This window comes from Stenotrophomonas sp. YJH_SMC_20 (assembly GCF_059367845.1).
Genome location: NZ_JCAFRG010000012.1, coordinates 100,776 through 126,229 on the forward strand (window position 1 = coordinate 100,776; position 25,454 = coordinate 126,229).

Genomic DNA, 25,454 nt, shown 5'->3' on the forward strand with positions numbered 1-25,454 from the left:
GGGAGTACGCCGCCACGCCCGCGGCCTTCACGGGGCGGGCAAGGGGGCTCTGGTGAGGGCGCTAGGGTACCATTCCCCCTTTGCACGCACCGGACACAATCCATGATTCGAAGCATGACCGCCTATGCCGGCGGCGAGCGGGTCACCCCGTGGGGCACGCTGGGCTGCGAGCTGCGCTCGGTCAACCACCGCTTCCTGGAGGTCGGCACCCGCCTGCCCGAGGAGCTGCGGGCGCTGGAACCGCAGCTGCGCGAGCGCATCGCCGCGCGCCTGAGCCGTGGCAAGCTGGATCTGGTGATGCGCCTGCGCGCGCCGGAAGCGGCGGCCAACCTGCAGGTGGACGAGGCGCTGCTGGGCCAGCTGGGTCGCCTTGCGCACCGGCTGACCTCCGATTTCCCCAACCTCCAGGTCAGCTTCACCGACCTGCTGCAGCTGCCGGGCGTGACCCGTGGCGAGGCCACCGATGCCGCCGCTCTCCAGGCCGAGGCACTGGCGCTGCTGGACCAGGTGCTGGAAGGTTTCGTCGAGGCCCGTGAGCGCGAAGGCGGCAAGTTGTCGGCGGCTATCAGTGAGCGCGTGGACGGCATCGAACGCATCGCCACCGAAGTGCGCACGCTGATTCCGGCCATTCGCGACGGCCAGCGCAGCAAGCTGGCCGCACGCCTGGCCGACCTGCCGCACCCGGTCGACCCCGGCCGCGCCGAGCAGGAACTGGTGCTGTGGCTGCAGAAGCTGGACGTGGATGAAGAGCTGGACCGCCTCGGCAGCCACATCGTCGAGATCCGCCGTGTGCTCAAGCAGCGCGAGCCGGTCGGCCGCCGCCTGGACTTCCTGCTGCAGGAGTTCAACCGCGAAGCCAACACGCTGGGCTCGAAGTCGGTGGACAGCCGCACGTCCAATGCCGCGGTGGAGCTGAAGGTGCTGATCGACCAGATCCGCGAGCAGGTGCAGAACATCGAATGATGTTGCATCCAGCGATACAGCAGGGGCGCCTTCGGGCGCCCTTGTCGTTCCAGCGCATCAGCGCACGCTGACGCCCGGCGCGCCTTCGGCCAGCCGCCCCACCACGGCCGCCTGACCGAACCCGGCGTCGTGGAAACAGGCCAGCACCGCGTCCACCGCTTCCGGGGCGCACGACACCAGCAGGCCGCCGCTGGTCTGCGGGTCGGTCAGCAGCGGCTGCCAGTGTGCCGGCAACCCATCGGCGAAGCGCACCTCGGCACCATACGAGGCCCAGTTGCGGTTGGATGCGCCGGTCACGCAGCCACGCTGCAGCAGCTCCAGTGCCTGTGGCAGCAGCGGCACCTGTGCACTGTCCACCTCGGCGGCAACGCCACTGGCACGGCACACTTCCAGCAGGTGGCCGAGCAGGCCGAAACCGGTCACGTCGGTCATGGCATGCACGCCGTCCAGCGCAGCCAGGGGCACGCCCACGGTGTTCAGGCGGGTGGTCGACGCGATCATCTGCCGGTAGCCGTCGGCATCCAGCACTTCTTTTTTCAGTGCTGACGAATACACGCCCACGCCCAGCGGCTTGCCCAGCACCAGCACATCGCCGGCGCGGGCATCGGCATTGCGCTTGAGCCGCTGCGGATCGAGCACGCCGATCGCGGCCAGGCCGTAGATGGGTTCCACCGAATCGATGCTGTGACCACCGGCCACCACGATGCCGGCGTCGGCGCAGGCGCGTTCTCCGCCCTGCAGGATGCTGCGGATGGTGTCCTGCGGCAGCGCGTTGATCGGCATGCCGACGATGGCCAGTGCGAACAATGGCCGGGCGCCCATCGCGTACAGGTCCGACAACGCGTTGGTGGCGGCGATGCGGCCGAAGTCGAATGGATCGTCGACGATCGGCATGAAGAAATCAGTGGTGGCGACAATCGCCTGGCGGTCATCAAGGCGGTACACCGCGGCGTCGTCGCTGGTCTCGCGACCAACCAGCAGCTCAGCCGGTGCCGGAAGCGCCGGCACGCCGCGCAGCAGTTCGCTCAGCACGCCCGGCGCGATCTTGCAGCCGCAGCCGCCGCCATGCGCGAGAGAGGTCAGTCGTTGTGGGGCATCGGCCGTTGACGGGGCGGGGGACTGCGCGTGCGTGGCCATGCCGACATCTCCTGCGGAAACACGAATGGCGGAAGGCAGCAGGAGTCGAACCTACCAGGGAACGATCGACGCCCCCTACTGGGTTTGAAGCCCAGCCGCATGCCCGGATGCGCATGCCTTCCGAAAGTACGGCGGTAGCGGTGGGCTCAGTCGCGGGCTGCGTTCCACTGCAGGTCGCCACGCGGCCGATGCTGGTCACCGACGCGTCGAGTGTAGCCAACGCGATTGAAGAACTCCAAGATCTGGATGCTGCGCTTGCGGCCCAGGCCGATGGCATCGCGGAACGTGGCCGCATCCACCGTGCCGCTGGCCCGTGACAGCTGCGCGACGATCGCGGCGAGTTCGGCAATGCGTGCGGGTGCATAGAACAGGTCCGGCACCACCTGGAACAGCTCGCCACGTGCGGTGGCGCGGCGCAGGACGGCGCGGATCTCGTCTTCGGCCATTCCGATCTCGGCAGCAAGGGTGCGCACCCACGGTGGATCGAAGCCACCGGCGTGCAGTTGCGGCAGCACGCGTTCCAGCAGCAGACGCTCGCGTTCCGGCGGCGCATGGTCATGGCCGGGCAGGCGCCACCAGGCACCCACGCGTTGCACACTGCCGTCGTCCAGTAGCTCCTGCAGCAGGGCATTCCAGAGGCTCGCTGCAAGCGAGGGCAGGGTGCTGCGCTGCAGGCGGCCGCTGTCGACACCGGGTTCGTCGGGGCGTCGCTCATGCCAACTGCGCAGTGAGGTGACTACCTGCTCGCGCAGCAGCTGCCAGTGCGAGGCGAGGATGACCACCGTGTCTTCGCGGGTGATGACGCGCTGTGCGCCTGCGGGAAGAACGATCCGGTCGGCGGCGCGCCGGCAGTAGCGCTGCAGCGCGGCCATGGCAACACCGAAGGGCGCCTGCTGCAACAGTGGGCCGATTCCCGCACCCGCGGCCAGTTGCTCCAGTGCTCCCAGCCATGCGAGCCGTGCAGGACTGCGTCGGCGCCGCTGTGGCGGGTCCGGATCGAGCACGAGGCCGCCGCCCAGCGTGTGGGTGGCCGCTGAATCGCGGGCAATGAAGCGGTCGCCACACATCGCACAGACCGGAGCATCGAACACCAGCTGCACCAACTGCCCATCACCGTGGTCATGGTTCTCCAGCAGCACCACATGGGCCTGCCGGTGCATCGTGCCCCAGTGGATATGCAGCGGTGCCCAGTCGCGCAACGGTGCGGCCAACGCGGACAGCCGCAACCGCACATCAACGCGGGTGGTGGCCAGCAGTGCGCGTGCGTCGGCGATCCAGTCACCGCGGCGGATGTCATCACGGGCGATGGCCGCCAGGTTCAGCGCGCAGCGCTGCCCGGCCATCGCGTGGTCACTGGCCTGGTTCTGCGCGTGGATGCGGCGTATGCGCACTTCAGTGGCGGCCGGCATCAGCTGCAGATGCTCACCCACCGCGGCGATGCCGCCGTGCACTGCGCCGGTCACCAGCGTGCCGTGGCCGGCCAGCGAGAACACGCGGTCCACCGGCATGCGGAACAGCTCGCTGCGCAGTTCGGCCTGGCGCGTGCTGGCGTCGTCCGCCGCCCAAGCGTGCAGCTGGGTACGCAGCGCGTTGATGCCAGCATCGTCGGGTGCGGTGCTGTTGCAGGTGAACACAGGGGAATCCTGCAGCGGCGTGCCGGCCAGCAGGGCAGCGACCTCGATCTCGACCCGGGCCAGGCGCGCCGCATCCACACGGTCGATCTTGGTGAGCGCCACCGCACCGCGGTTCACGCCCAGCAGTTGCAGGATGGCCAGATGCTCGCGGGTCTGTGGCATCACGCCGTCGTCGGCAGCGATCACCAGCAGGGCGACATCGATACCCGTGGCGCCGGCCACCATCGTGTGCACGAAGCGCTCATGGCCCGGAACGTCGACGAAGCCCAGCGTCGCGGCCGGACCTTCGACGTCCCCGCTTTCCACCGGGACATAGGCGTAGCCCAGTTCGATCGATATGCCGCGCGTACGCTCTTCCCGCAGGCGATCGGTTTCGATGCCGGTCAGTGCGCGTACCAGGCTTGTTTTGCCATGGTCGATATGCCCGGCGGTGCCGACGATCATGCCTGCAGCATGCTCCATTGGGCCAGGAAGGCCGCTTCGTCGGCGGGTTCCAGGCAGCGCAAGTCCAGCCACAACGCGTCATCGGCAATGCGGCCCAGCACCGGGCGCGGTAGCTGACGCAAGCGCTTGGCCAGGCGATCCAGTCCGCCCCGGCGTGCGCTGGCAATGCGCAGTCCGGCGCTGGCAAGCTGCGCCTGTGGCTGCGCGCCGCTGCCGATCTGGCTGTGCATCGAAGCAGGCTCGAGGGTGTAGTCCGCCGCCAGCGAGGCACGCATCGGCTGCAGCAGGCGCTGGGCCTGCGCATCGATATGCTCCTGCGTGCGCGAGAGCGTGCGTAGTGTCGGCAGCCGCTGTGCCAGCAGCTCGGGTTCGCGGTACAGGGCCAGCACCGCTTCCAGTGCGGCCAGGCCCATCTTGTCCATGCGCAGTGCCCGCTTCAGCGGGTTGTGGTTGATCCGTGCAATCAGGTCGGCGCGGCCGGCGATGATCCCGGCCTGGGGCCCGCCCAGCAGTTTGTCGCCACTGAACGAAACCAGATCGGCGCCGGCCGCCAGTGCTTCCTGCACGGTGGGCTCGTGCGGCAGGCCGAAGGCCGCCAGCTCGCACAGGCTGCCACTGCCCAGGTCCACCACCAGCGGCAGGCCATGTTCGTGCGCGATCGCAGCCATTGCCGCAGTGTCGACCTTGGCAGTGAATCCGGTGATCGCGTAGTTGCTGGCATGCACCTCCATCAGCAGCGCTGTGCGCGCGCCGATGGCGTTGGTGAAGTCGGCCGGATGGGTACGGTTGGTGGTACCCACTTCCAGCAGCCGCGCGCCCGCGCTGCGCATCACATCGGGGATGCGGAAGGCACCGCCGATCTCCACCAGTTCGCCGCGCGACACCACCACCTCGCGGCGGTTGGCCAGGCTGTTGAGCAGCAGCAGGACCGCCGCCGCATTGTTGTTGACCACGGTGGCGGCTTCGGCGCCGGTCAGTTCGCAGATCAACGCCTGCACCCGCGCATCGCGGTCGCCGCGACGGCCACGGATGACGTCGAACTCCAGATCCACCGGCGCGGTCATCGCGCGGGTGACGGCCTGCACCGCAGCCTCGGGCAGCAATGCGCGACCCAGGTTGGTATGCAGTACGGTGCCGGTCAGGTTGAACATCGGTTGCAGGTCCAGCCGTGCATCAGCTGCCAGTGCGGCCTCGACTGCCGTCGCCAGCGCCGGGCCGTCGACCGCTTCCTGCAGCTGCGCGGTCGAAAAGTGGCTGGCGCTTACACGCTCACGCAGCACCTGCAGGTGCGAACGCAGCAGCTGGGTGATGCGGCTTCGACCGTGGCCTTCGATCAGTGGCGCCAGTGCAGGCAGGCGCAGCACCCGGTCCAGCGAGGGCAGGGCGGCGGCCGATGCCGCGGCGGGGGGCATGGCTGTCATCGCCTCAGTCGGCGTCGGATTGCCACAGCAGCGGATTCTGGCTGGCACGCGCATAGCCTTCTTCGGCCAGCAGCAGATCCAGCGCCAGCGTGCCGAGGTCATCGGCCACCGGCTCCAGTGACGGGTCTTTCTCCAGATACAGGATCTTGCGATAGCTATGGCAGTGGTCGCAGGTCTCGGCACGCACCGCGCTCTCGCGCACCGCCTCGCCGCTGTCGCCGTCCACATCGGCCAGGGCGCGATAGGCGATGTCCTTGCCGGCGGCACCACACTGGCTGCACTGCACGCGCACGTAGTGCCACTGGCAGGCGCACAGCGAGCACGACAGGTAACGGTAGGATGCATAGGGTGGGCGTGCCTGCACCACGCTGGTCACCGGCAACGTGCCGCACAGCGGGCACAGCCCTGGCGCATCAGCCAGCGGCTTCAGGTCGGTAGGGCGGAAGCTGGCTGCGAGCACCGCCCAGTAAACCTGCAGTGCGTTCATCACCAGCAGTGCAGCGACCGCATCCACCGACGGCGCGTCATCACGCTCCAGCACGGCATGGGCCTGCGCATCCAGCCAGGTGTCGTCGGCCGCGGCGACGCGTTGCAGCTCCTGTCGGGTTTCCAGCGGCAGCCCCATTTCGTCGGCACAGTGCTGGCACAGCGTGCGCAGCCAGTCGCGCCAGCATCCATCCAGCTGAAGCGTGTTGGCCGGCCGCAACGGCATGCCGGCACCGGCCGCCGCACTCGACTGCTGCGCACGTGCCTGCCATTGCAGTGCCTCGCGCTGCTGCGGTGTCAGCCCGCCCAGCAGCGCCTGCTGTGCATCGGCCAACGCCGCCAGCAGCTGCAGGTAGCCGCCGATGGCACTGTGCGCGGCCAGGCTGCGCAGGCGCGTCGCGCGCTCAGCGAACAATGATGTGACATCGGGCAGGATGATGCGCGGAACATCGCGCGAGGCGAGCGTCTCGATCTCACCGGGTTCAAGGATCCGTTGCGCCATGCAGGGCCAGCCAGAAGAACCAGGCTCCATCCTCGCCGTTGTCAGCGCTGGCGTCCAGCGTGTTGCCGGCCATTTGAAAGGTTGGGGTCAGATCCGTTTTCCACAGGAAAACGGATCTGACCCCATCGGTTGGTTGAAAGTGGATCCCGAGCGTTGGTCGGGATTCGATCAGTGCCGACCAACGGTCGGCACCCACCGACAGATCGCGGCCAACTGTCGAGGGCGGGGTGGGGCCGGTTGCGGGGGCGTGAGCCGCATGGGCCCGAGGCATGCTTCGGGCGGGTTGGGCAGGACGCCCAACCCCGGTCTTGCCGTGTGCGCAGGACAGCGCACACGAGCAAGCGGCGACCGAGCTTACATGGGTGAGGGCGCTTTGCTTGCGAAGCACTGCTTCGCAAGCGCCCGAACGCACAGCCGCCAGCGGCTGGGCCGGGCCCCGGAGGGGTACTTGCAGCGTCCCCCGCAACCGGATCCACCCCGCCATCCCACGGATAGCCGCTGTCGCTGTTGCCTTGGCTTGAAGCGGGTGCAGGGCCGCAGGCCCTGCCGCTACCCCTCTTCCCGACGTCCGCGCAGGATGTCCCGGAACCACTGCCGGTGATGCTTGTACGCCCACCCATAGGTCACCTTGCCCTGGGTCATCGCCCGCACAGACCCCTTGATCCAGAGCGCTGCGTAGATGTGCACCACGATCGCGCACACCAGCACCCAGCCGAACAGCGCATGGGCCAGCACCGAGAAGCGGATCACCCCGATCGGGAAGAAGTGGCTGAAGTACTGCCGCCAGATCACGAAGCCGGTCAGCAGCAGCGCCGACAGGCAGCCGATGATGGCCCAGAACAGCAGTTTCTGGCCCGCATTGAAACGGCCCACCGGCGGCAGCTTCTCATCTTCGTTGCGCAGCACATCGCGCATGCCGCGCATCCACGCGCGATCGTCAGCGGTCGGCAGATTGTCGCGCCACATGCGGAACGCCAGCAGTGCAAAGCCCACCACCATGGCCAAGCCGATGAACGGATGCAGGATGCGCGTCCAGGGGCCGCCACCGAACAGCTGGGTCAGCGGAAACAGGGCAGGGTGGAACAGGGCCAACCCTGACAAGGCGGTCAGCACGAAGCAGATCGCCACGATCCAGTGGTTGATGCGGGTCGGCGCGCGGTAGCGGATGATCTGGCGCGGGTGCGGTGCGTACTTCATGGCCGCTGCTCCTCTTCGATCTTCTTCGCCTCGTGCTCGGCTTCTTCTTCCTCCTCGTCATTGACCGTATTGCGGCCGATGCCGATGTAATGCAGGAACCCGGCGAAGGCGGTGGCGGCGATCGCCAGCAGGCCCAGCGGCTTGGCCACGCCCTTCCAGACCTCCACCATCGGGCTGATGCGTGGGTCCTTGGGAAGATCGGCGTACAGCTCGGGCTTGTCCACATGCTGCAGCACGTACATCACGTGGGTGCCACCCACGCCCTGCGGGTCGTACAGGCCGGCGTTCTCGTAGCCGCGCGATTTCAGGTCTTCCACACGGCCGGCCGCGTGCTCGGTCATCGCCTGCTTGCTGCCGAAGGTGATCGCGCCGGTCGGGCAGGTCTTCACGCAGGCCGGTTCCTGGCCCACCGCCACCCGGTCCGAACACAGCGTGCATTTGTAGGCCTTGTGGTCCTTCCTGGAAATGCGCGGCACGTCGAACGGACAACCGGTCACGCAGTAGCCGCAACCGATGCAGTTCTCTTCCTGGAAGTCGACGATGCCATTGGCGTACTGGATGATCGCGCCGGGCGACGGACAGGCCTTCAGGCAGCCCGGATCGCTGCAGTGCATGCAGCCTTCCTTGCGGATCAGCCACTCCAGCTTGCCCTTCTCGTCCTCGTACTCGCGGAATTTCATCACCGTCCACGACTGTTCGCTCAGGTCGGGTGGGTTGTCGTAGCTGCCAACGCAGCTACCGACCTCGTCGCGCAGGTCGTTCCACTCCATGCAGGCGACCTGGCAGGCCTTGCAGCCGATGCACTTGCTCACATCGATCAGCTTGGCGACCTGGCCGGTGTGCGCACCACGCGCCTCCGGCGAGGGCGTGGTGGTGGCCGAGCGGCGGATGATGTCCAGCGATTGCAGTGACATGGCGTGTCTCCTACACCTTCTCGACCTTGACCAGGATGCACTTCGATTCGGGCGTCTGCGAGTTGCCGTCACCGATGGCGTTGGTCAGCGTATTGGCGATGTAGCCGGGCTTGGCCGCACCGAGGAAACCCCAGTGGATCGGCACGCCCACCTGGTGCACGGTCCGGCCATCGATCTGCAGGGCCTTGATGCGCTTGGTCACCATGGCGACCGCTTCGATGTGGCCGCGCTTGGAACTGACCCGCACGCGGCTGCCGTTGTTGATGCCCAGCTCGTCGGCCAACGCCGCGCCGATCTCGACGAACTGCTCGGGCTGGATGATGGCGTTCAACTTGCCGTGCTTGGTCCAGAAGTGGAAATGCTCGGTCAGGCGGTAGGTGGTGGCCACATGCGGGAACTCGTCCGGCGAACCGATCTGTGCACGATCGCTGGCGAATACGCGCGCTGCCGGGTTGTTCAGCGTCAGTGCCTGGCCGGGGCTGAGCGGGTTGCTGCGCAGCGGGGTATCGAACGGTTCGTAGTGCTCCGGGAACGGGCCTTCGGCCATGCCGGCCTTGGCGAAGAAGCGGGCGATGCCTTCCGGGTTCATGATGAACGGGCCCATGCCACCGGCAGGATCTTCGTCGGCCTTGAAGTCCGGCACGTCCACGTTGCCCCAGTTCTTCCCGTTCCAGGCCAGCAGCGTGCGGCGCGGATCGAAGGGCTGGCCGGCCACGTCGCACGAGGCGCGGTTGTACATCACGCGGCGGTTGGCCGGCCACGCCCAGGCCCAGCCCAGCGTGTTGCCGATGCCGGTGGGGTCGCTGTTGTCACGCCGCGCCATCATGTTGCCGGTCGGGCCCCAGGCACCGATGTAGATCCAGCAGCCGCAGGCGGTGCTGCCGTCGTCGCGCAGGTCGCCGAATGCGGCCAGCTGCTCGCCGGCCTTGCGCACCAGCCTGGTCGGGTCCTTCGGATCGAGCACGTCGGCCAGCGCCTTGCCGTTGTATTCCATCGCCAGTTCTTCGGGCGTGGGTACCTCAGGGTTGGCGTAGTTCCAGGCCAGGTCGCGCACCGGCTCCCACCACGCACCGCCGTCCTTCTCGTACAACGCTTTGATGCGATGGAACAGCTCGGACATGATCTCGATGTCGCTGCGCGCTTCGCCCGGTGGGTTGGCCCCCTTCCAGTGCCACTGCAGCCAGCGCGAGGAATTCACCACCGCGCCGTTCTCCTCGGCAAAGGAGGTGGTCGGCAGACGGAATACTTCGGTCTGGATCGTGCTCGGGTCGACGTCGTTCAACGCACCGTGGTTCTGCCAGAAGGCGATGGTCTCGGTTTCCAGCGGGTCCATGCTGACCATGAACTTCAGCTTGGAGAACGCACTGATCAGCTTGCCCTTGTTAGGCGCCGAGGCCAGGGGGTTGAAGCCCTGGCAGATGTAGCCATGGATCTTGCCCTCGTTCATCAGCTCGTACGCCTGCAGCATGTCGTACGGCTTGTCCAGCTTGGGCAGGTAATCAAAGCACCAGTTGTTGTCGGCGGTGGCGGCGTCGCCCCACCACGACTTCATCAGGCTGACGTGGAACTTCGGGTAGTTCTGCCAGAACGACATCTGGTTGGCGCGCAGCGGCTTCTGCGTGCGCTTGGCGATGTAGGCGTCGTAGTCCTGTTCGTCCTGTTTCGGCAGCGTCAGGTAGCCGGGCAGCAGGTCGGACATCAGGCCGATGTCGGTCAGGCCCTGGATGTTGGAGTGCCCGCGCAGCGCGTTCATGCCACCACCGGCCACGCCGATGTTGCCCAGCAGCAGCTGCACCATGGTGCCGGCACGCACGTTCTGTGCGCCGATCGAGTGCTGCGTCCAGCCCAGCGCGTACAGGATGGTCATCGCCTTGTCCTTGACGGCGGTGGACGCGATCATGTCCCAGATCTGGCGGATGCTGTCGGCCGGAGTGCCGCAGATGCGCTCGACCATCTCCACCGTGTAGCGCGCATAGTGCTGCTTGAGCAGGTTGTAGACGCAGCGCGGGTCCTTCAGCGTCGGGTCGCTGCGCACGAAGCCATCGTCACCGTAGGCGTAGTCCCAGCTGGAGCGGTCGTAGCTGCGCTTCTCTTCGTTGTAGCCCGAATACAGGCCGTCCTTGAAGGCGAACTCGTCCTTCACCAGGAACGACATGTCGGTGTAGTTCAGCACGTACTCGTGCTGGATGCGGTCCTCGGTCAACAGGTAGTTGATCAGGCCCCCCAGGAACACGATATCGGTACCGGTGCGGATCGGCGCGTACACGTCGGCCACCGCGGCCGAGCGGTTGAAGCGCGGATCGACCACGATCAGCCGGGCCTTGTTGTGCGCCTTGGCCTCGGTCACCCATTTGAACCCGCACGGGTGCGCCTCGGCGGCATTGCCACCCATGATCAGGATCAGGTCGGCATTCTTGATGTCGACCCAGTGATTCGTCATCGCACCACGGCCTAGCGTCGGGGCAAGACCTGCCACCGTCGGGCCGTGTCAGACACGTGCCTGGTTGTCGAATGCCAGCATGCCGAGGGAGCGGACGACCTTGTGGGTCAGCACCGCGGTTTCATTGCTGGTGGCCGAGGCCGCCAGCATGCCGGTGGTCAGCCAGCGGTTGACCGTCTGCCCGGCCTCGTTCTTCTGCACGAAGTTGGCGTCGCGGTCTTCCTTCATCAGCCGCGCGATGCGATCCAGCGCATCGTCCCAGCTCAGCCGCTTCCACTCGTTCGAGCCCGGTGCCCGGTACTCGGGGTAGAGCAGGCGCGACTTGCTGTGGATGATGTCGGCCAGGCCGGCCCCCTTCGGGCACAGCGTGCCGCGGTTCACCGGATGGTCCGGGTCGCCTTCGATATGGAAGATGCTGGGCTCGGCGTTCTTGGCACCATCGCCGAGGCTGTACATCAGGATGCCGCAGGCCACCGAACAGTAGGTACAGGTGTTGCGGGTCTCGGTCGCGCGGGTCAGCTTGTACTGCCTGACCTCCGCGAGCGCGATGCCGGGCGCGAAGCCCATCAATGCCAGGCTGGAGCCGACCAGGGTTGTCCCGGTCACTTTCAGGAACTGGCGGCGGCTCATCGATGGCATGCCGTTCTCCTGGGATGGCGGGGAGGCACGGGCCTCCGGGCTGTCGTTGGGTACGGCCCGGTTATAGCACAGGCACCCGCATACCCATGTGGCACAAGGCCCGGCGCCTGCCGGGCAGGCGCGCAAACGGGCGCCTCTGGTAAAGTTGCGTGCCCGCACCCCGGGGAAGCGTCTGCCGGGCCTGGTTCCAGGATGTTCCGCGCAGCCCCCGCCGTCCTGGCGCGATCCGCCGCGCCGGACCTGGAACACCGAGGAAAAAAGTTTGCGAAATCAACCCGTTGGATCCCCCGCATGAGCGCCCCGTCGAAACCGTCGGACACCGTTGCGCGCGGCACGCTCTACATCGTGGCCGCCCCGTCTGGCGCCGGCAAGAGCAGCATCGTCAATGCCACCCTGGCGCGTGACCCGCAGATCGCCCTGTCGATTTCCTTCACCTCGCGCGCAATGCGCCCCGGTGAGGTGAATGGCCAGCACTACCACTTCGTCAGTGCCGAGAAGTTCGAGCAGATGATCGCCGCCGGCGACTTCTTCGAGCACGCCTGGGTGCACGGCGACTGGAAGGGCACGGCCCGGCAGTCGGTGGAGCCGCAGCTGGCCGCCGGCCAGGACGTGCTGCTGGAGATCGACTGGCAGGGCGCGCAGCAGGTGCGCCAACTGGTGCCGGGCACGGTCACCGTGTTCATCCTGCCGCCGTCCAAGCAGGCCCTGCAGGACCGCATGCGCAAGCGCGGCCAGGACAGCGAAGCCGTCATCGCCCAGCGCCTGGGCGCGGCCCGGGACGAGATGCTGCACTTCAACGAGTTCGACTACGTCATCGTCAACGAGGTGTTCGACACTGCCGTGGACGAGCTGTGCGCCATCTTCACCGCCAGCCGCCTGCGACGGGAGGCCCAGAAGGTCCGCCACGCCAGCCTGATCCAGGCGTTGCTGACCCCCGATCCGGGTGCAACTGACTGATTCCAAAAGAATCGGGTGGGGGTTGGCTTGATTTTGTCCAGCTCCTGCCAGTACACTCCGTCCCCTTTCCCTCATTCGACTGAGCGGCCGACCGGTCGCCGGGAGCCCGTATGGCCCGCATCACCGTAGAAGATTGCCTGGAAGTCGTTAACAACCGTTTCGAACTGGTCATGATGGCATCCAAGCGTGCCCGCCAGCTCGCCAACGGCGTGCAGGCCACGCTGGACAACAGCGAGACCGAAGACAAGCCGACCGTGCTGGCGCTGCGCGAAATCGCCGCCCGCAAGATCGACAACGCGCTGATCGACGAAGTCGAGAAGGCCGAGCGTGAGCGCGCCGAGCGCGAAGCGCTGGAGTGGGCTGCCGCCGAAGTAGTCGCCGACGAAGACATGTCCAAGAACGACGATTGATCGCATCGATCAACGTCGTTGCTGGATCGCCGAACAGCCCGCCCCGTGCGGGCTGTTTCGCATTCAGGATTTGCCGTAAACGTCGCGCTGGAATAGGCTTCGGGCATGAACCCAGGCCCCACTGCCAAGGTCGCCGCAGCCCCCGCTGCCGCCGTACCCGACTACGTCCTCCAGCTTGAACGCGCCGCCCATTACCTGCCGCCGGAACAGCTGCCGCTGCTGCGCCGCGCCTGGGAAGTCGGAGCCGCCGCGCACGCCGGGCAGACGCGCAAGTCGGGCGAGCCCTATATCACCCATCCGGTGGCCGTGGCCCAGGTGCTGGCCGAGCTTGGCCTGGACGTGGAAGCGTTGATCGCGGCGATCCTGCACGACACCATCGAAGACACACCGCTGACCCGTGAGGCGCTGGCCGCCGAGTTCGGCGAAGCCGTGGCCGAGCTGGTCGACGGCGTGACCAAGCTGGACAAGCTGAAGTTCCGCGACCGCCAGGAAGCGGCCGCCGAGAGCTTCCGCAAGATGCTGCTGGCGATGTCGCGCGACCTGCGCGTGATCATGATCAAGCTGGCCGACCGCCTGCACAACATGCGCACGCTGGGCGCGCAGAGCCGCGAAGCGCGCGGCCGCATCGCCCGCGAGACGCTGGAGATCTACGCGCCCATCGCCCAGCGCCTGGGCATGAGCCTGGTCAAGAGCGAACTGCAGAATCTTGGCTTCAAGGCGCTGTACCCGTGGCGCCACGCGATCCTGGAAAAGCACATCCGCAGCCAGCCGGTGGTACGCCGTGAAGCGCTGGCACAGGTGGAAGTGCAGCTGTCGCAGCGGCTGGCGAAGGAAGGTATCGAGCACCGCCTGGTCAGCCGCATCAAGACCCCGTGGAGCATCTACAACAAGATGCGCGACGAGAACAAAACCTTCGACCAGGTGATGGACGTGTTCGGCTTCCGCCTGGTGGTGCGCAGCGTACCCAGCTGCTACCACGCGCTGGGTTCGGTGCATGCCACCTTCAAGCCGCTGGATGGCCGCTTCCGCGATTTCATCGCCATTCCCAAGGCCAATGGTTACCAGTCGCTGCACACCGTGCTGTTCGGGCCGTATGGCTCGCCGATCGAAGTGCAGATCCGTACCGAGGAAATGGACCTGATCGCCGAACGCGGCGTGGCCGCGCACTGGACCTACAAGTTCGGCGGCGATTCACCCAACAGTGCGCAGAGCCGTGCGCACGCCTGGATCGTCGAACTGATCGATTCGCAGCGTGCTGCCGGTTCCTCGCTGGAGTTCCTCGACAACGTCAAGGTCGACCTGTTCCCGGACGAGGTCTACCTGTTCACCCCGAAGGGCAAGATCCTGGCCCTGCCGCGCAATTCCACCGCGCTCGATTTCGCCTACGCCGTGCACACCGACGTCGGCAACATGGCGGTGGCCTCGCGCGTGGACAAGAAACTGGTGCCACTGCGCACCAAGCTGGTGTCGGGCCAGTCGGTGGAGATCATCACCGCACGCTCGGCCACGCCGAAACCGCAGTGGCTGGAATTCGTGGTCACCAGCAAGGCGCGCACTGCCATCCGCCACCAGCTCAAGCAGCTGGAACACGAAGATGCCGTGCAGCTCGGCCACCGCATGCTCGACCGTGCGCTGGAGGCGATGGATTCGTCGCTGGAACGGTTGCCGAAGGGGCGCCTGGATGCGTTCCTGGCCGAGCATCGTTTCCCACGCCTGGAGGCGCTGCTGGCCGAGGTCGCACTGGGCAACTGGATGCCGACCCAGGCCGCGCAGGCGCTGATGGCCTACGCCGAACTGCGTGGCGGCCCGCATTCGCGCCACCACTCGCAGGAAAAGATCCTGATCAACGGCAGCGAGCGTGGCGTGGTCACCTTCGCCGGCTGCTGCCAGCCGATTCCCGGCGACGAGATCATGGGCTACCACACCGCCGGCAAGGGCATCGTGGTTCACCGCATGGACTGCCCGAACCTGGCCGAGCTGCGCAAGTCGCCCGAGCGCTGGGTGCCGATCGGCTGGGACACCACCGTTTCCGGCGACTACGACACTTCGCTGGTGGTGGAAGTAGAGAACGGCACCGGTGTGCTGGCGCAGCTGGCTGCTGCCATCGCGCAGAGCCATTCCAACATCGAGCGCGTGGACTACCTGGACCGCGACTTCAACGCCGCCGTGCTGGCGTTCAACATCCAGGTACGCGACCGCAACCATCTGGCCGAAGTGATGCGCCGCCTGCGCCGTCTGTCGGTCGTGCAGTCGGTACGCCGGCAATAACCCGCGCCGGCACCGATCCGTAGAGCCGAGCCCATGCTCGGCTGCTCTTGCCTGAAGCAGCCGAGCATGGGCTCGGCTCTACAGAGAGCGCACGGGGTCAGAGCCGTTTCCCGCCAGGAGACGGATCCGACCCCAGCCGACATCGCCCCCACCCGGTACAATCACCGCTCTGTTTTCCCCCAAGCACCGGAGCGACCCATGTCCCGCCAGATCATCAACACCGAAAAGGCCCCCGCCGCCATCGGCCCGTACTCGCAGGCCGTGCGCGCCGGCAACACCGTGTACTTCTCCGGCCAGATCCCGCTCGACCCGGCCACCGGCGACATCGTCGGCGCCGGTGACGTCGAAGCACAGGCCCGCCGCGCCTTCGACAACCTCAAGGCCGTGGCCGAAGCCGCCGGCGGCTCGCTGGACAAGGTCGTGCGCCTGGGCCTGTACCTGACCGACCTGGGCGAGTTCGCCAAGGTCAACGCGGTCATGCAGGACTACTTCCAGGCCCCGTACCCGGCCCGTTCCACCATCGAAGTCTCCGGCCTGCCGAAGGGCGCCAACTTCGAGGTCGACGCGGTGATGGTCATCGACTGACCGCCACGTGGCACGCAAGGCGGCGGTCACCCCGGTCCTGTCACCGTCCGGCGAAGCATCCCTGGCGATGCTCGCGGGCGTCGGTCCGGCCGTGGCCGCCAAACTGCAGGCGCGTGGCCTGGCCACCCTGCAGGATCTCTGGCTTCATCTGCCACTGCGCTATGAAGACCGTACCCGGCTGACCCGCATTGAGGACCTGCGCAACGGCGTACCGGCGCAGGTGGAAGGGCGGGTGGTCGCGGTCGAGCGCGGCATGCGCTACCGGCCGATGCTGAAAGTGGCGGTGGAAGACGAAGGGCGGGGCACTTTGGTGCTGCGCTTCTTCCACTTCCGCCAGCAGCAGGTCGGCCAGTTCGCGGTCGGCAACCGGCTGCGCTGCTTCGGCACGCCCAAGCCGGGCCACCTCGGCCTGGAAATCGTCCATCCCAGCTACCAGGTGCTGGGCCGCAACGACGATCCCGAACTCGGCGACCGCCTCGACCCGGTGTATCCCACCGTCGAAGGCGTGGGCCCGATGACGATGCGCAAGCTGATCGGCCAGGCGCTGGACCGCCTGCCGGAGGAAAGCACGCTGGAACTGCTGCCCAGCGGCTGGCTCGATGGCCTCGGGCTGCCGTCACTGCGCAGCGCGCTGCTGACCGTGCACCGGCCGCCGCCCGATGCCGACCTGGCCGCGCTGGCGGCCGGCACTCATCCAGCGCAGCGTCGCCTGGCAATGGAAGAGCTGCTGGCCCACCACCTCAGCCTGCGTCGCCAGCGTATCGCGCTGCAGGCGCACCATGCACCGCCGCTGGCCGGCCCCGGCAAGCTGGCCAAGGCGCTGCTGAAGCAATTGCCGTTCGCGCTGACCGGCGCGCAGGCGCGGGTGTTCAAGCAGATCCGCGAGGACCTCGCGCGGCCCAGCCCGATGCTGCGGCTGGTGCAGGGCGATGTGGGTTCCGGCAAGACCGTGGTCGCCGCGCTGGCGGCGATGCTGGCGGTGGAGCAGGGCAAGCAGGTTGCATTGGCTGCGCCCACCGAGCTGCTGGCCGAACAGCATCTCAACAACCTGCGCGGCTGGCTGGAACCGCTCGGCGTGCGCATCGCCTGGCTGGCCGGCAAGGTCACCGGCAAGGCGCGCGCCAAGGTGATGGAGCGGGTCGCCAGCGGCGAAGCGCAGGTGGTGGTCGGCACCCACGCACTGATGCAGGAGGCCGTGGTGTTCCAGGATCTGGCACTGGCCATCGTCGACGAGCAGCATCGCTTCGGCGTGCATCAGCGACTGGCGCTGCGTGACAAGGGCGCGGGAGGCAACAGCGTGCCGCACCAGCTGGTGATGACCGCAACACCGATTCCGCGCACGCTGGCGATGTCCGAATACGCGGACCTGGATGTCTCGGCCATCGACGAACTGCCACCGGGCCGCACGCCGGTGCAGACCGTCGCACTGAACAATGACCGTCGCCCGGAGCTGATCGAGCGCATTGCGCTGGCCTGCCAGGAAGGGCGGCAGGTGTATTGGGTGTGCACGCTCATCGAGGAAAGCGAAGAGCTGGATGCAACCCCCGCGCAGGCCACTTACGAATCACTGCAGGCACTGCTGCCCGGCGTACGCGTCGGGCTGGTGCATGGCCGCCTGAAAGCCGCCGAAAAGCTGGCGACGATGGTGGCGTTCAAGGCCGGCGACATCGACCTGCTGGTGGCGACCACGGTGATTGAAGTGGGCGTGGATGTGCCCAATGCATCGTTGATGGTGATCGAGAATGCCGAGCGCTTGGGCCTGGCCCAGCTGCACCAGCTGCGCGGCCGCGTCGGCCGTGGTTCGGCGGTGTCGCGCTGCGTGCTGCTGTACCAGGCACCGCTCTCGCAGATGGCACGCGAGCGCCTGCAGACCATGCGCGAAACCAACGATGGTTTCGTCATCGCCGAGAAGGATCTGGAACTGCGCGGCCCCGGCGAACTGCTGGGTACGCGGCAGACCGGCCTGGCCGGCTTCCGCATCGCGGATCTGGCCCGCGACGCCGGCCTGCTGCCCGGCGTGCACGACCTGGCCGAGCGCTTGCTGGACCAGCAACCCGCGCTGGCCGACCGCGTGGTGCAGCGCTGGATCGGCACCGCCGTGCGTTACGCCTCGGCGTGATGTCGCGTTGGTGGGGGTGGACCTTGGTCCACACATCCACGCATGGCGTGGATCTACAACACCAAGCGTTCCGACAGGCCTGGAAGCACCAGATATTCTGACGCTTTGCCGACGCGCTCTTTGCTGACAAGCCCAGATGCCACCAGTCCATTCAGATCCTTCAATGCGGTCGGATAGGTGATGGTGTGTGCCGCCTGGTGGCTGGCGACGGTGTAGGTCCGATCAGGATCTTTCAGCGCGTTGGCCAGCAACGCGCGCTGACGGTGATTGAGCTGCATGCCGCCAAGCCGGGCGGTTCGCAACATGCGTCGCGCTGCCTGATCCTCTGCATGCTTCCTGGCGATGTAGGCGTGCAGTCCCTGGATCGATTGCTCAATGGCCTCCAGCTGTTGCGCAACGAAGTAGCCAAGATCCCGGTTGTCACTTTCGGTGTACAGGTAGGCCCGCATGTACTTGCCTGGGGACTTCTTCAGCACGCTGGAAATGGAGAAGTACTCGGTCATCCAGTACCCGGCATTCATCATTGCCCAGTAGAACAGTGCGCGCGCAGTACGGCCATTTCCATCCACGAAAGGGTGGTCATAGCCAATCTGGAAATGTAGTGCGATGGCTTTGGCGACTGGATGCACAAACGGTGTGCTTTCTTCATTGATGAACGTGCACAGCCGCTCAATCCGTGCAGGCACTTCCTCGGCCGGAGGAGGGGTGTGCAGAAGCGTAGGCGGTGAGCCGCGGTCGAAGATCGCAACGTTGTCTTCGGCGGTTCTGAAACGCCCGCTGTCGGTTGGCAGCTCCAGCGTTCCGTCGGTGAGAATGCTGTGCAGTTCCAGAATCTCGCCGGGAGTGATCGGGCGTATGCCGCGCTCGCGGATCACGTTCATTGCCACGTAGTTGTTGTAGATCATGCGCTCGGACTGGTCGCGCGGCGCGCGGCCCGTGCTCAACATTTCCTTTGCCACGGCCCGCGTGGTTGAGGCGCCCTCCAACTGCGATGAGGTCATCGCTTCCTCGATAAGCGACCGGATCATGAACCGTCCTTGGCCGCTGGCAGCATCCACACCCTTCACCGAGCCTGCGGCCTCCCGGTCAATGTAGTGCAGGTGCCGCTGCATTGAATCGGTAAGTGCGAGCTTGAAGGGTTGCTGCGTCTTGTCCAGCAACAGCGGTAGCGGCTTCAGCAATGCTGCGCGCGTCCACGTGATACCCAGCCACCACTGCTCCGCGTTCAGGCCTGCCGGTGGCGCTCTGTGGCGCACCTTGTCCCAGTGCTCATAGGCGCCGTTCATGGCGGCTTTCTATAAAATATTTATCACTTTTTATAGCAAATGAATGTTGAGCGCTCCAAGCGTGCCCAATCAAAATTCGTTCATGTTCGTGAGCGAGTCGGGCGGGGCCGTTAGTGGCGAGCAAAGGATCCGACGCTCTCCCCGACACCTTTGCCGTTGGGGCTGTGCGGTATTGCAACGGTCATCAACCCGGTCCACACTTCGTTGCCGATCTGAAGACGGCAACGATGACCCACAAGATCCCGCTGTTGATCGACACCGACCCCGGTGTGGACGACGCCCTGGCCCTGCTGATGGCCTTCGCCGATGAACGGCACGACGTGGTCGCCCTGACCATCGCCGCCGGCAATGTCGGCCTCGAGTACACCGTTCGCAACGCCCTCAAGCTCTGCGACATCGTCGGCCGCGCCGACGTGCCGGTGTTTGCCGGCAGCCCGGATCCGCTGCTGCATCCCTCCGTCGACGCTGCCCACGTGCATGGCCGTGACGGCTACGGCGACGTGGACCTGCCGCCGCCCAGCCGCCAGGCCGAAGCCGAGCACGCGGCACTGGCCATCCTGCGCCTGTCGCACGAGCACGCCGGCGAGCTGATGCTGGTGATGCTGGGCCCGCTGACCAACCTGGCCCTGGCGCTGAAGCTGGACCCGACCCTGCCACAGCGCATCAAGCGCATCGTGGTGATGGGCGGCGCGGTCACCTGCCACGGCAACATCACCCCGGCGGCCGAATTCAACATTGCGTTCGACCCGGAAGCGGCGCACGTGGTGTTCACCTCGTTCAAGCACCTGCTGGTGTCGGACTGGGAGGCCACCGTCGCCCATGGCCTGCCGCTGCAGGACGCCGAGAAGTGGCTGCAGGCCGATTCCGATCGCGCCCGCTTCTACGAGCTGATCTCGCGCAAGACCCGGGGCCTGTCCGAAGACAGCAAGGGCGGCCGCTGGTACACCGCCGATGCGGTGGCCATGGCCTGGGCGCTGAACCCCGACGGGCAGCTGCGGGTCGAGTCGCGCCCGCTGAACGTGGAGCTGAACGGCACGTTCAGCCGCGGCGCCACCATCGTCGATTGGAACCGCCAGACCGGCCAGCCGGACAACTGCGATCTGCTGATGGCCTACGACCAGCAGCGTTTCGAGGCCCTGGTGCGCCAGGCCCTGGGCGCGGACTGACGTCCGTGGCCCGGCACCGGTTGCCCCGGGCGGCAACCGGTGCTTATAATGCCGCTCTTGACCACCAGCCCATTTACGGTGTGAGCCCATGAAGGCCGATATCCATCCGAACTACCGCGACGTCGTCTTCCATGACGTCACCTCCGATTTCAAGATCCTGACCCGCTCCACCATGGCGACGAAGGAAACCATCCAGTGGGAAGACGGCAACGAATACCCGCTGGTCAAGGTTGAAATTTCCTCGGCTTCGCACCCGTTCTACACGGGCAAGCACAAGGTCATCGACACCTCGGGCCGTATCGACAAGTTCCAGAAGCGCTACGCGCGCTGATCTGTCGATCCAGCTTCGAACCAACGGCCGCGCTCTGCGCGGCCGTTTGTTTTTCCCCAACGCCAACCCAACGGGCGTTTGGATGGACGGAACACTGCGTTCGTGTGACAACGCTTTTGCCGATCCGGGCCGCTCAACGGCCGGCGTCTGGCTGCCTGTCGTATACGACTTCTGTCTAGCGCCGGGCAAATGCTGCTGTGCGATAATGACCTGATCCCCGGCACAGGCCGAGGACGTCATTCACGTGCCTGACCAATGCGCTTGGGCAGGCGCCTTCCCATGAAGGAGCGCACACAGTGTCCGATCTTGATCAGGTCACGCTCAACGCCGGCGACAAGTCGGTCGTTCTGCCCGTCATCAAACCCACCCTTGGCAACGACTGCGTCGACATCGCGAAGCTGACCAAGGAAACGGGGTATTTCACCTACGATTCCGGCTTCACCGCGACGGCCAGCTGCAAGTCCGCCATCACCTACATCGACGGCGACAAGGGCGTGCTGCTGTACCGCGGCTACCCGATCGAACAGCTGTCGGAAAAGTCGAGCTACGTCGAAGTGGCCTACCTGCTGATCAACGGCGAGCGCCCGAGCGCCGAGCAGCTGAAGGCCTTCACCGATGAGCTGACCGCCGAAGCCAACGTCGATGAGTCGATCAACACCCTGATCGGCAGCTTCGCCAAGGATGCCCACCCGATGGCCATCCTGGCCGCTGCGATCGCGCAGCTGTCGGCCATCTATCACGACTCGCTGGACCTGTCCGACGCCGAACAGCGCCGCCAGGCCGCCGTGCGCCTGATCGCCAAGGTGCCGACCCTGTCGGCGCTGATCTACCGCCACGGCAAGGGCCTGCCGGCCAACAAGCCGGACACCTCGCTGGACTACGTCAGCCGCTTCCTGAAGCAGACCTTCGAGTCGGCTGATGGCCAGTACGACCTGAACCCGGACGTGGTGAAGGCGCTGGACCTGCTGTTCATCCTGCACGCCGACCACGAGCAGAACGCCTCGACCTCGACCGTGCGCCTGGTCGGCTCGACCGGTGCCAACCCGTATGCGTCGGTCGCCGCGGGCGTCACCGCGCTGTGGGGTCCGGCCCACGGCGGTGCCAACGAAGCCGTGCTGAAGATGCTGGAAGAGATCGGCACTGCCGACAACGTCGAGTCCGCCGTGGTCAAGGCCAAGGACAAGACCTCCGGCTTCCGCCTGATGGGCTTCGGCCACCGCGTCTACAAGAACTTCGACCCGCGCGCCAAGGTCATCGGCGAGATGACCAGCAAGGTGCTCAAGCAGCTGGGCGTGCAGGATCCGCTGCTGGACGTGGCCGTGAAGCTGGAACAGGCCGCGCTGCAGGACGAGTACTTCGTCGCCCGCAAGCTGTACCCGAACGTCGATTTCTACAGCGGCATCATCTACAAGGCGCTGCAGATCCCGACCGAGATGTTCACCGTCATGTTCGCCCTGGGCCGTACCTCCGGCTGGGTGTCGCATTGGCTGGAACAGCAGGTCGACCCGGAAATGAAGATCGGCCGTCCGCGCCAGGTCTACACCGGCAGCGACGTGCGCGACTACCAGGGCTGATCGCCCGCGTAGGTTGTGCCGAGAACGCCCCGCATCCGCGGGGCGTTTTTTTTTGCGCGGACCTGGTAGGTGCGGACCGTTGGTCCGCACGATTTCGGCGCCGGCGAAAAATCATCCACGCCTGGCGTGGATCTACCACCGCATCCGCCTTCGGTAGGTGCCAACCTTGGTTGGCACGCGCTTCACCGCGCCAAGACCGCGTGATTCAAGGGTCTCACCAGCTTCACAAGCGCTCGCGCAGCCTCAGGACGCCAGCTGCATCCTTAGCACCTGAAATGGAGCGTCCATCCCGATGAGTACCCGATTCGACCCACCCGAGCGCGGCCCGCTTGGTCCCGACGTCGCCACTGTCGTCACCGCCCCGATCATCACCCCTCCCAGCGAAAGCGCCGTGTCCTGGGGCGCGATCTTCGCCGGTGCCGCCGCTGCCGCCGCACTCTCCCTCATCCTGCTCATCCTCGGTGTCGGCCTTGGCCTCTCCTCGGTGTCGCCGTGGTCGTTCGAAGGCGTCAGCAAGGAAACCTTCGGCTGGTCCAGCATCGCCTGGCTCACCTTCACCGCACTCGCCGCCTCGGGCCTGGGTGGCTACCTCGCCGGCCGCCTGCGCACCAAGTGGACGCAGATCCATGGCGATGAAACCTACTTCCGCGATACCGCGCACGGCTTCGTGTCGTGGGCGGTGGCCACGCTGCTGACTGCGGGCCTGCTGACCTCGGCCATCGGTGGCGTGCTGGGCGCCGGTGCAAAGGTGGCGGGCGCCACCGCAGGCGCTGCCGCATCCACGGCCGGTGTTGCCGCTGCGGGCGCCGGCAGCGCTGCCGCTGCGGCTCCGGAAGGCGACCTCAACTACTGGGTCGATTCGCTGTTCCGCAGCACCACCAGCGCAGGGCCGTCTGCTCCTGCAGCGCCGCCGCCGGGTGCACCGATGGATCCGAATGCCCCCCCGCCGCCGCCGGCCGCAAGCGTCGGCCCACGCGACGCGCGCATGGGCCCGCCGCCGCGCCCGATGCCGGGCAACGGCCCGATGGGCGACCGCCGTGAAGTCCGCGCCGAAGTGAACCGCATCATCGTCAACAGCCTGCAGGGCGAGGGCCTGGACCCGGCCGACAGCCGCTACCTCTCGCAGCTGATCGCGCGCGAGACCGGCATGAGCCCGGCCGAAGCGCAGGCCCGTGTGATCGATGTGCAGACGCGCATGCGTGCCGCGCTGGAGAAGGCAAAGACCACCGCCAAGCAGGCGGCCGACGATGCTCGCAAGGCCGCAGCGTACGCCGCGCTGTGGCTGTTCATCACTCTGCTGATCGGCGCGTTCTTCGCCAGCCTCAGCGCCACCTGGGGCGGCCGTCGCCGCGACCTGTAACCCGCATTCCATGCAAGGAGACCTGCCATGAAAATGATTCTGCTCTGGCTGTTGGGCGTGCCGATTCCGCTGCTGATCCTGTACGCGATCTTCTTCTGATCGCGCGCCAACGCGATGTCTTATCGGGCCGCCGAAAGGCGGCCTGATATCTGTAGAGTCGAGCCATGCTCGACTCCCGCGCGCAGCGCGGACAGCAGCCGCGCCCGGGCGCGGTTCCACAGGGACTCGCTTCAGGATCTGAATGCATTCTGACAATGGATGTCGCGTTCACATCTTTTCGGATCTATTGCATGGGCATCACATGGAGGGCGATAGAACCTGAGGGTACTCATCCCTCCACGGAGAACACCATGAACCGACTGCTTGCCATCGCCCTCATCGCCACGCCGCTTGCCCTGCTGAGCCCGCAGGCCTTTGCGCAGTACACCGGACCAGGCGCAGGAACGGCTGCCAGCACCGTCGCCGACGCACGCGCGCAGCGCGATGACCATCCGGTGGTGCTGCGTGGCACCCTCATCTCCAAGATCGGGGACGAACGCTACCAGTTCCGTGATGCCAGCGGCCAGATCGAAGTCGAGATCGATGACGAAGACCTGCCGCCGCAGGCCATTGGCGCCGACACCGTGGTCGAGCTGCGTGGCAAGGTCGACACGCATCGATTCAAGCCGACCGACATCGATGTCGATCACGTCACCGTGGTGCCCGCAGGTTGAAGCGAACGGCAGCCGCGCATGGGCCCGGCGCCACAGTAGATCCACGCCATGCGTGGATGACGTCAAACGACCGGAAAAGCTGTCTATAGAGTCGAGCCATGCTCGACTCGCACGTATGGTGCGAACAGCCGTCGAGCACGGCTCGACTCTACAAATGCGAAGCAATGAGGTTTATTGCATTCAAGCAGTGAGGGGAATTGCATAGCCCTCAAACATTGAACACCTTCAAGAATTCTCCTTAACGTTCCACGTTTTAGGAATGCTTGAATAGTCTGCATGGCAATGGATTCCTAACATTCTCTCCGTCGCCCGCACCCACCTCTGCGGGTGGCGCCTCCCTCCCTTTCTCCTTAGGGGAGGGAGGCTTTCATATTCCCCTGTCCGAGAGAGACAACCCATGCACGCCATCATCAAGAAGGCCGCGCTCGCTGCAGCGCTGGCCACTGTTTCGCTGTCTGCGCACGCGCTGGAAACCAAGATCTCCGTCTATGCCGACGTCGACCCGACCCTGGCACTGCTGCGTGATGACGGCACCCCGCTGCCGGACCTGGTCACGCTGACCCACGATCCGCTGCGCGGCCTGATTCCGGACACGCAGCGTGTGCGCATTCACTCCAACGACGAAACCGCGGATATCGAGGCACGCATCGACGGTGCGTTTGCCCTCGCAAATGAGACCGGCAGCGTCACCGTGCCGATGACCATCAGCCTCAACAATCGCGCACTGGGTGCCGCCGCCATCGAGTACAAGGCAGTCGACCTGTTCACCGGTGCCGGCTCGACCCCGGGCGCCTCGATCTCGATGCCGTTGACCATTGCCCAGGCCACCCCGGCCCCGATCACCACCAAGGGTCGCTACAGCGGCATCGTCAACGTCGTGCTGAACCAGAAGGCCGCCACGCCGTAAT

The 25,454-nt window shown here is 66.2% G+C and carries 20 protein-coding genes and 1 tRNA gene; 12 read left to right on the top strand and 9 right to left on the bottom strand.

Features of this window, described 5'->3' with window-relative positions; all coding sequences use genetic code 11:
* Window positions 1–102: 102 nt before the first annotated feature.
* Window positions 103–963, top strand: a complete 861-nt coding sequence (locus tag AC5P6A_RS18185) for a YicC/YloC family endoribonuclease (RefSeq protein WP_021203951.1) — start codon at window positions 103–105, stop codon at window positions 961–963.
* Window positions 964–1,020: 57 nt separating this feature from the next.
* Here the strand turns inward: AC5P6A_RS18185 and selD are convergent, their stop codons facing one another.
* The 8 genes from selD to fdnG form a co-directional block, all read right to left on the bottom strand.
* Window positions 1,021–2,100: a selenide, water dikinase SelD gene (gene selD / locus AC5P6A_RS18190; RefSeq protein WP_346715186.1), complete on the bottom strand. Its 1,080-nt coding sequence runs from the start codon at window positions 2,098–2,100 to the stop codon at window positions 1,021–1,023.
* Between the two features lie 26 nt (window positions 2,101–2,126).
* Window positions 2,127–2,222, bottom strand: a tRNA-Sec gene (locus AC5P6A_RS18195).
* Window positions 2,223–2,246: 24 nt separating this feature from the next.
* Complete coding sequence (gene selB / locus AC5P6A_RS18200) at window positions 2,247–4,178, bottom strand: selenocysteine-specific translation elongation factor (protein WP_346715187.1); 1,932 nt, start codon at window positions 4,176–4,178, stop codon at window positions 2,247–2,249.
* Window positions 4,175–5,599 carry an L-seryl-tRNA(Sec) selenium transferase gene (gene selA / locus AC5P6A_RS18205; protein WP_346715188.1) on the bottom strand — a complete coding sequence of 475 codons (1,425 nt, stop codon included), beginning with the start codon at window positions 5,597–5,599 and terminating at the stop codon, window positions 4,175–4,177. The genes selB and selA overlap by 4 nt, the downstream gene beginning before the upstream one ends.
* A gap of 4 nt (window positions 5,600–5,603) precedes the next feature.
* Window positions 5,604–6,587, bottom strand: coding sequence for a formate dehydrogenase accessory protein FdhE (fdhE, locus tag AC5P6A_RS18210; protein WP_346715189.1), 984 nt, complete (start codon window positions 6,585–6,587; stop codon window positions 5,604–5,606).
* Window positions 6,588–7,136: 549 nt separating this feature from the next.
* Entirely contained in the window at window positions 7,137–7,784 is a 648-nt protein-coding gene (locus AC5P6A_RS18215) for a formate dehydrogenase subunit gamma (protein WP_180878002.1), read from the bottom strand.
* The gene (fdxH, locus tag AC5P6A_RS18220) at window positions 7,781–8,698 is read right to left on the bottom strand and encodes a formate dehydrogenase subunit beta (protein ID WP_346715190.1); all 918 of its coding nucleotides are present in this window, start codon (window positions 8,696–8,698) and stop codon (window positions 7,781–7,783) included. The genes AC5P6A_RS18215 and fdxH overlap by 4 nt, the downstream gene beginning before the upstream one ends.
* Before the next feature lie 10 nt (window positions 8,699–8,708).
* On the bottom strand, window positions 8,709–11,777 hold the full coding sequence (gene fdnG / locus AC5P6A_RS18225) for a formate dehydrogenase-N subunit alpha (RefSeq protein ID WP_346715191.1): 3,069 nt from the start codon (window positions 11,775–11,777) through the stop codon (window positions 8,709–8,711).
* 291 nt (window positions 11,778–12,068) lie between these two features.
* Between fdnG and gmk the strand changes: the two genes are divergently transcribed.
* The 5 genes from gmk (at window position 12,069) to recG (ending at window position 18,116) form a co-directional block, all read left to right on the top strand.
* On the top strand, window positions 12,069–12,734 hold the full coding sequence (gmk, locus tag AC5P6A_RS18230; protein WP_019661981.1) for a guanylate kinase: 666 nt from the start codon (window positions 12,069–12,071) through the stop codon (window positions 12,732–12,734).
* A gap of 110 nt (window positions 12,735–12,844) precedes the next feature.
* Window positions 12,845–13,144 (top strand): DNA-directed RNA polymerase subunit omega, encoded by a 300-nt coding sequence (gene rpoZ / locus AC5P6A_RS18235; RefSeq protein ID WP_005410877.1) that lies wholly within the window; start codon window positions 12,845–12,847, stop codon window positions 13,142–13,144.
* 105 nt (window positions 13,145–13,249) lie between these two features.
* Window positions 13,250–15,412, top strand: coding sequence for a RelA/SpoT family protein (locus AC5P6A_RS18240; protein WP_019661980.1), 2,163 nt, complete (start codon window positions 13,250–13,252; stop codon window positions 15,410–15,412).
* Window positions 15,413–15,610: 198 nt separating this feature from the next.
* The gene (locus AC5P6A_RS18245) at window positions 15,611–15,997 is read left to right on the top strand and encodes a RidA family protein (RefSeq protein WP_005410875.1); all 387 of its coding nucleotides are present in this window, start codon (window positions 15,611–15,613) and stop codon (window positions 15,995–15,997) included.
* Between the two features lie 7 nt (window positions 15,998–16,004).
* Window positions 16,005–18,116, top strand: a complete 2,112-nt coding sequence (recG, locus tag AC5P6A_RS18250) for an ATP-dependent DNA helicase RecG (RefSeq protein ID WP_227844872.1) — start codon at window positions 16,005–16,007, stop codon at window positions 18,114–18,116.
* A 53-nt stretch (window positions 18,117–18,169) separates the two neighbouring features.
* On the opposite strand, the gene AC5P6A_RS18255 is transcribed toward recG, so the two are convergent.
* Window positions 18,170–19,402, bottom strand: coding sequence for a Fic family protein (locus AC5P6A_RS18255; RefSeq protein ID WP_227844873.1), 1,233 nt, complete (start codon window positions 19,400–19,402; stop codon window positions 18,170–18,172).
* Between the two features lie 227 nt (window positions 19,403–19,629).
* On the opposite strand from AC5P6A_RS18255, the gene AC5P6A_RS18260 reads away from it, so the two are divergent.
* From AC5P6A_RS18260 to AC5P6A_RS18285, 6 genes are all read left to right on the top strand, one after another.
* Complete coding sequence (locus AC5P6A_RS18260) at window positions 19,630–20,568, top strand: nucleoside hydrolase (protein ID WP_227844874.1); 939 nt, start codon at window positions 19,630–19,632, stop codon at window positions 20,566–20,568.
* An 88-nt stretch (window positions 20,569–20,656) separates the two neighbouring features.
* Complete coding sequence (locus AC5P6A_RS18265; RefSeq protein ID WP_005410871.1) at window positions 20,657–20,899, top strand: type B 50S ribosomal protein L31; 243 nt, start codon at window positions 20,657–20,659, stop codon at window positions 20,897–20,899.
* A gap of 296 nt (window positions 20,900–21,195) precedes the next feature.
* Window positions 21,196–22,473, top strand: a complete 1,278-nt coding sequence (locus AC5P6A_RS18270; RefSeq protein ID WP_049453347.1) for a citrate synthase — start codon at window positions 21,196–21,198, stop codon at window positions 22,471–22,473.
* 292 nt (window positions 22,474–22,765) lie between these two features.
* Window positions 22,766–23,833, top strand: coding sequence for a hypothetical protein (locus AC5P6A_RS18275; protein ID WP_227844875.1), 1,068 nt, complete (start codon window positions 22,766–22,768; stop codon window positions 23,831–23,833).
* Window positions 23,834–24,183: 350 nt separating this feature from the next.
* Window positions 24,184–24,546 (top strand): NirD/YgiW/YdeI family stress tolerance protein, encoded by a 363-nt coding sequence (locus AC5P6A_RS18280; RefSeq protein ID WP_021203707.1) that lies wholly within the window; start codon window positions 24,184–24,186, stop codon window positions 24,544–24,546.
* Between the two features lie 397 nt (window positions 24,547–24,943).
* Complete coding sequence (locus AC5P6A_RS18285) at window positions 24,944–25,453, top strand: CS1 type fimbrial major subunit (protein ID WP_180877599.1); 510 nt, start codon at window positions 24,944–24,946, stop codon at window positions 25,451–25,453.
* The last annotated feature ends 1 nt before the right edge of the window (window position 25,454 follow it).

Excerpts from the sequence above, each read along its gene's own strand:
- AC5P6A_RS18265 (WP_005410871.1), top strand. The coding sequence starts at position 20,657 with ATGAAGGCCGATATCCATCCGAACTACCGCGACGTCGTCTTCCATGAC.
- selB (WP_346715187.1), bottom strand. The coding sequence starts at position 4,178 with ATGATCGTCGGCACCGCCGGGCATATCGACCATGGCAAAACAAGCCTG.
- AC5P6A_RS18280 (WP_021203707.1), top strand. The coding sequence starts at position 24,184 with ATGAACCGACTGCTTGCCATCGCCCTCATCGCCACGCCGCTTGCCCTG.
- AC5P6A_RS18275 (WP_227844875.1), top strand. The coding sequence starts at position 22,766 with ATGAGTACCCGATTCGACCCACCCGAGCGCGGCCCGCTTGGTCCCGAC.
- gmk (WP_019661981.1), top strand. The coding sequence starts at position 12,069 with ATGAGCGCCCCGTCGAAACCGTCGGACACCGTTGCGCGCGGCACGCTC.
- fdhE (WP_346715189.1), bottom strand. The coding sequence starts at position 6,587 with ATGGCGCAACGGATCCTTGAACCCGGTGAGATCGAGACGCTCGCCTCG.
- AC5P6A_RS18215 (WP_180878002.1), bottom strand. The coding sequence starts at position 7,784 with ATGAAGTACGCACCGCACCCGCGCCAGATCATCCGCTACCGCGCGCCG.
- AC5P6A_RS18185 (WP_021203951.1), top strand. The coding sequence starts at position 103 with ATGATTCGAAGCATGACCGCCTATGCCGGCGGCGAGCGGGTCACCCCG.
- selD (WP_346715186.1), bottom strand. The coding sequence starts at position 2,100 with ATGGCCACGCACGCGCAGTCCCCCGCCCCGTCAACGGCCGATGCCCCA.
- AC5P6A_RS18255 (WP_227844873.1), bottom strand. The coding sequence starts at position 19,402 with ATGAACGGCGCCTATGAGCACTGGGACAAGGTGCGCCACAGAGCGCCA.
- selA (WP_346715188.1), bottom strand. The coding sequence starts at position 5,599 with ATGACAGCCATGCCCCCCGCCGCGGCATCGGCCGCCGCCCTGCCCTCG.
- AC5P6A_RS18245 (WP_005410875.1), top strand. The coding sequence starts at position 15,611 with ATGTCCCGCCAGATCATCAACACCGAAAAGGCCCCCGCCGCCATCGGC.
- AC5P6A_RS18240 (WP_019661980.1), top strand. The coding sequence starts at position 13,250 with ATGAACCCAGGCCCCACTGCCAAGGTCGCCGCAGCCCCCGCTGCCGCC.
- fdxH (WP_346715190.1), bottom strand. The coding sequence starts at position 8,698 with ATGTCACTGCAATCGCTGGACATCATCCGCCGCTCGGCCACCACCACG.
- AC5P6A_RS18285 (WP_180877599.1), top strand. The coding sequence starts at position 24,944 with ATGCACGCCATCATCAAGAAGGCCGCGCTCGCTGCAGCGCTGGCCACT.
- rpoZ (WP_005410877.1), top strand. The coding sequence starts at position 12,845 with ATGGCCCGCATCACCGTAGAAGATTGCCTGGAAGTCGTTAACAACCGT.
- AC5P6A_RS18260 (WP_227844874.1), top strand. The coding sequence starts at position 19,630 with ATGACCCACAAGATCCCGCTGTTGATCGACACCGACCCCGGTGTGGAC.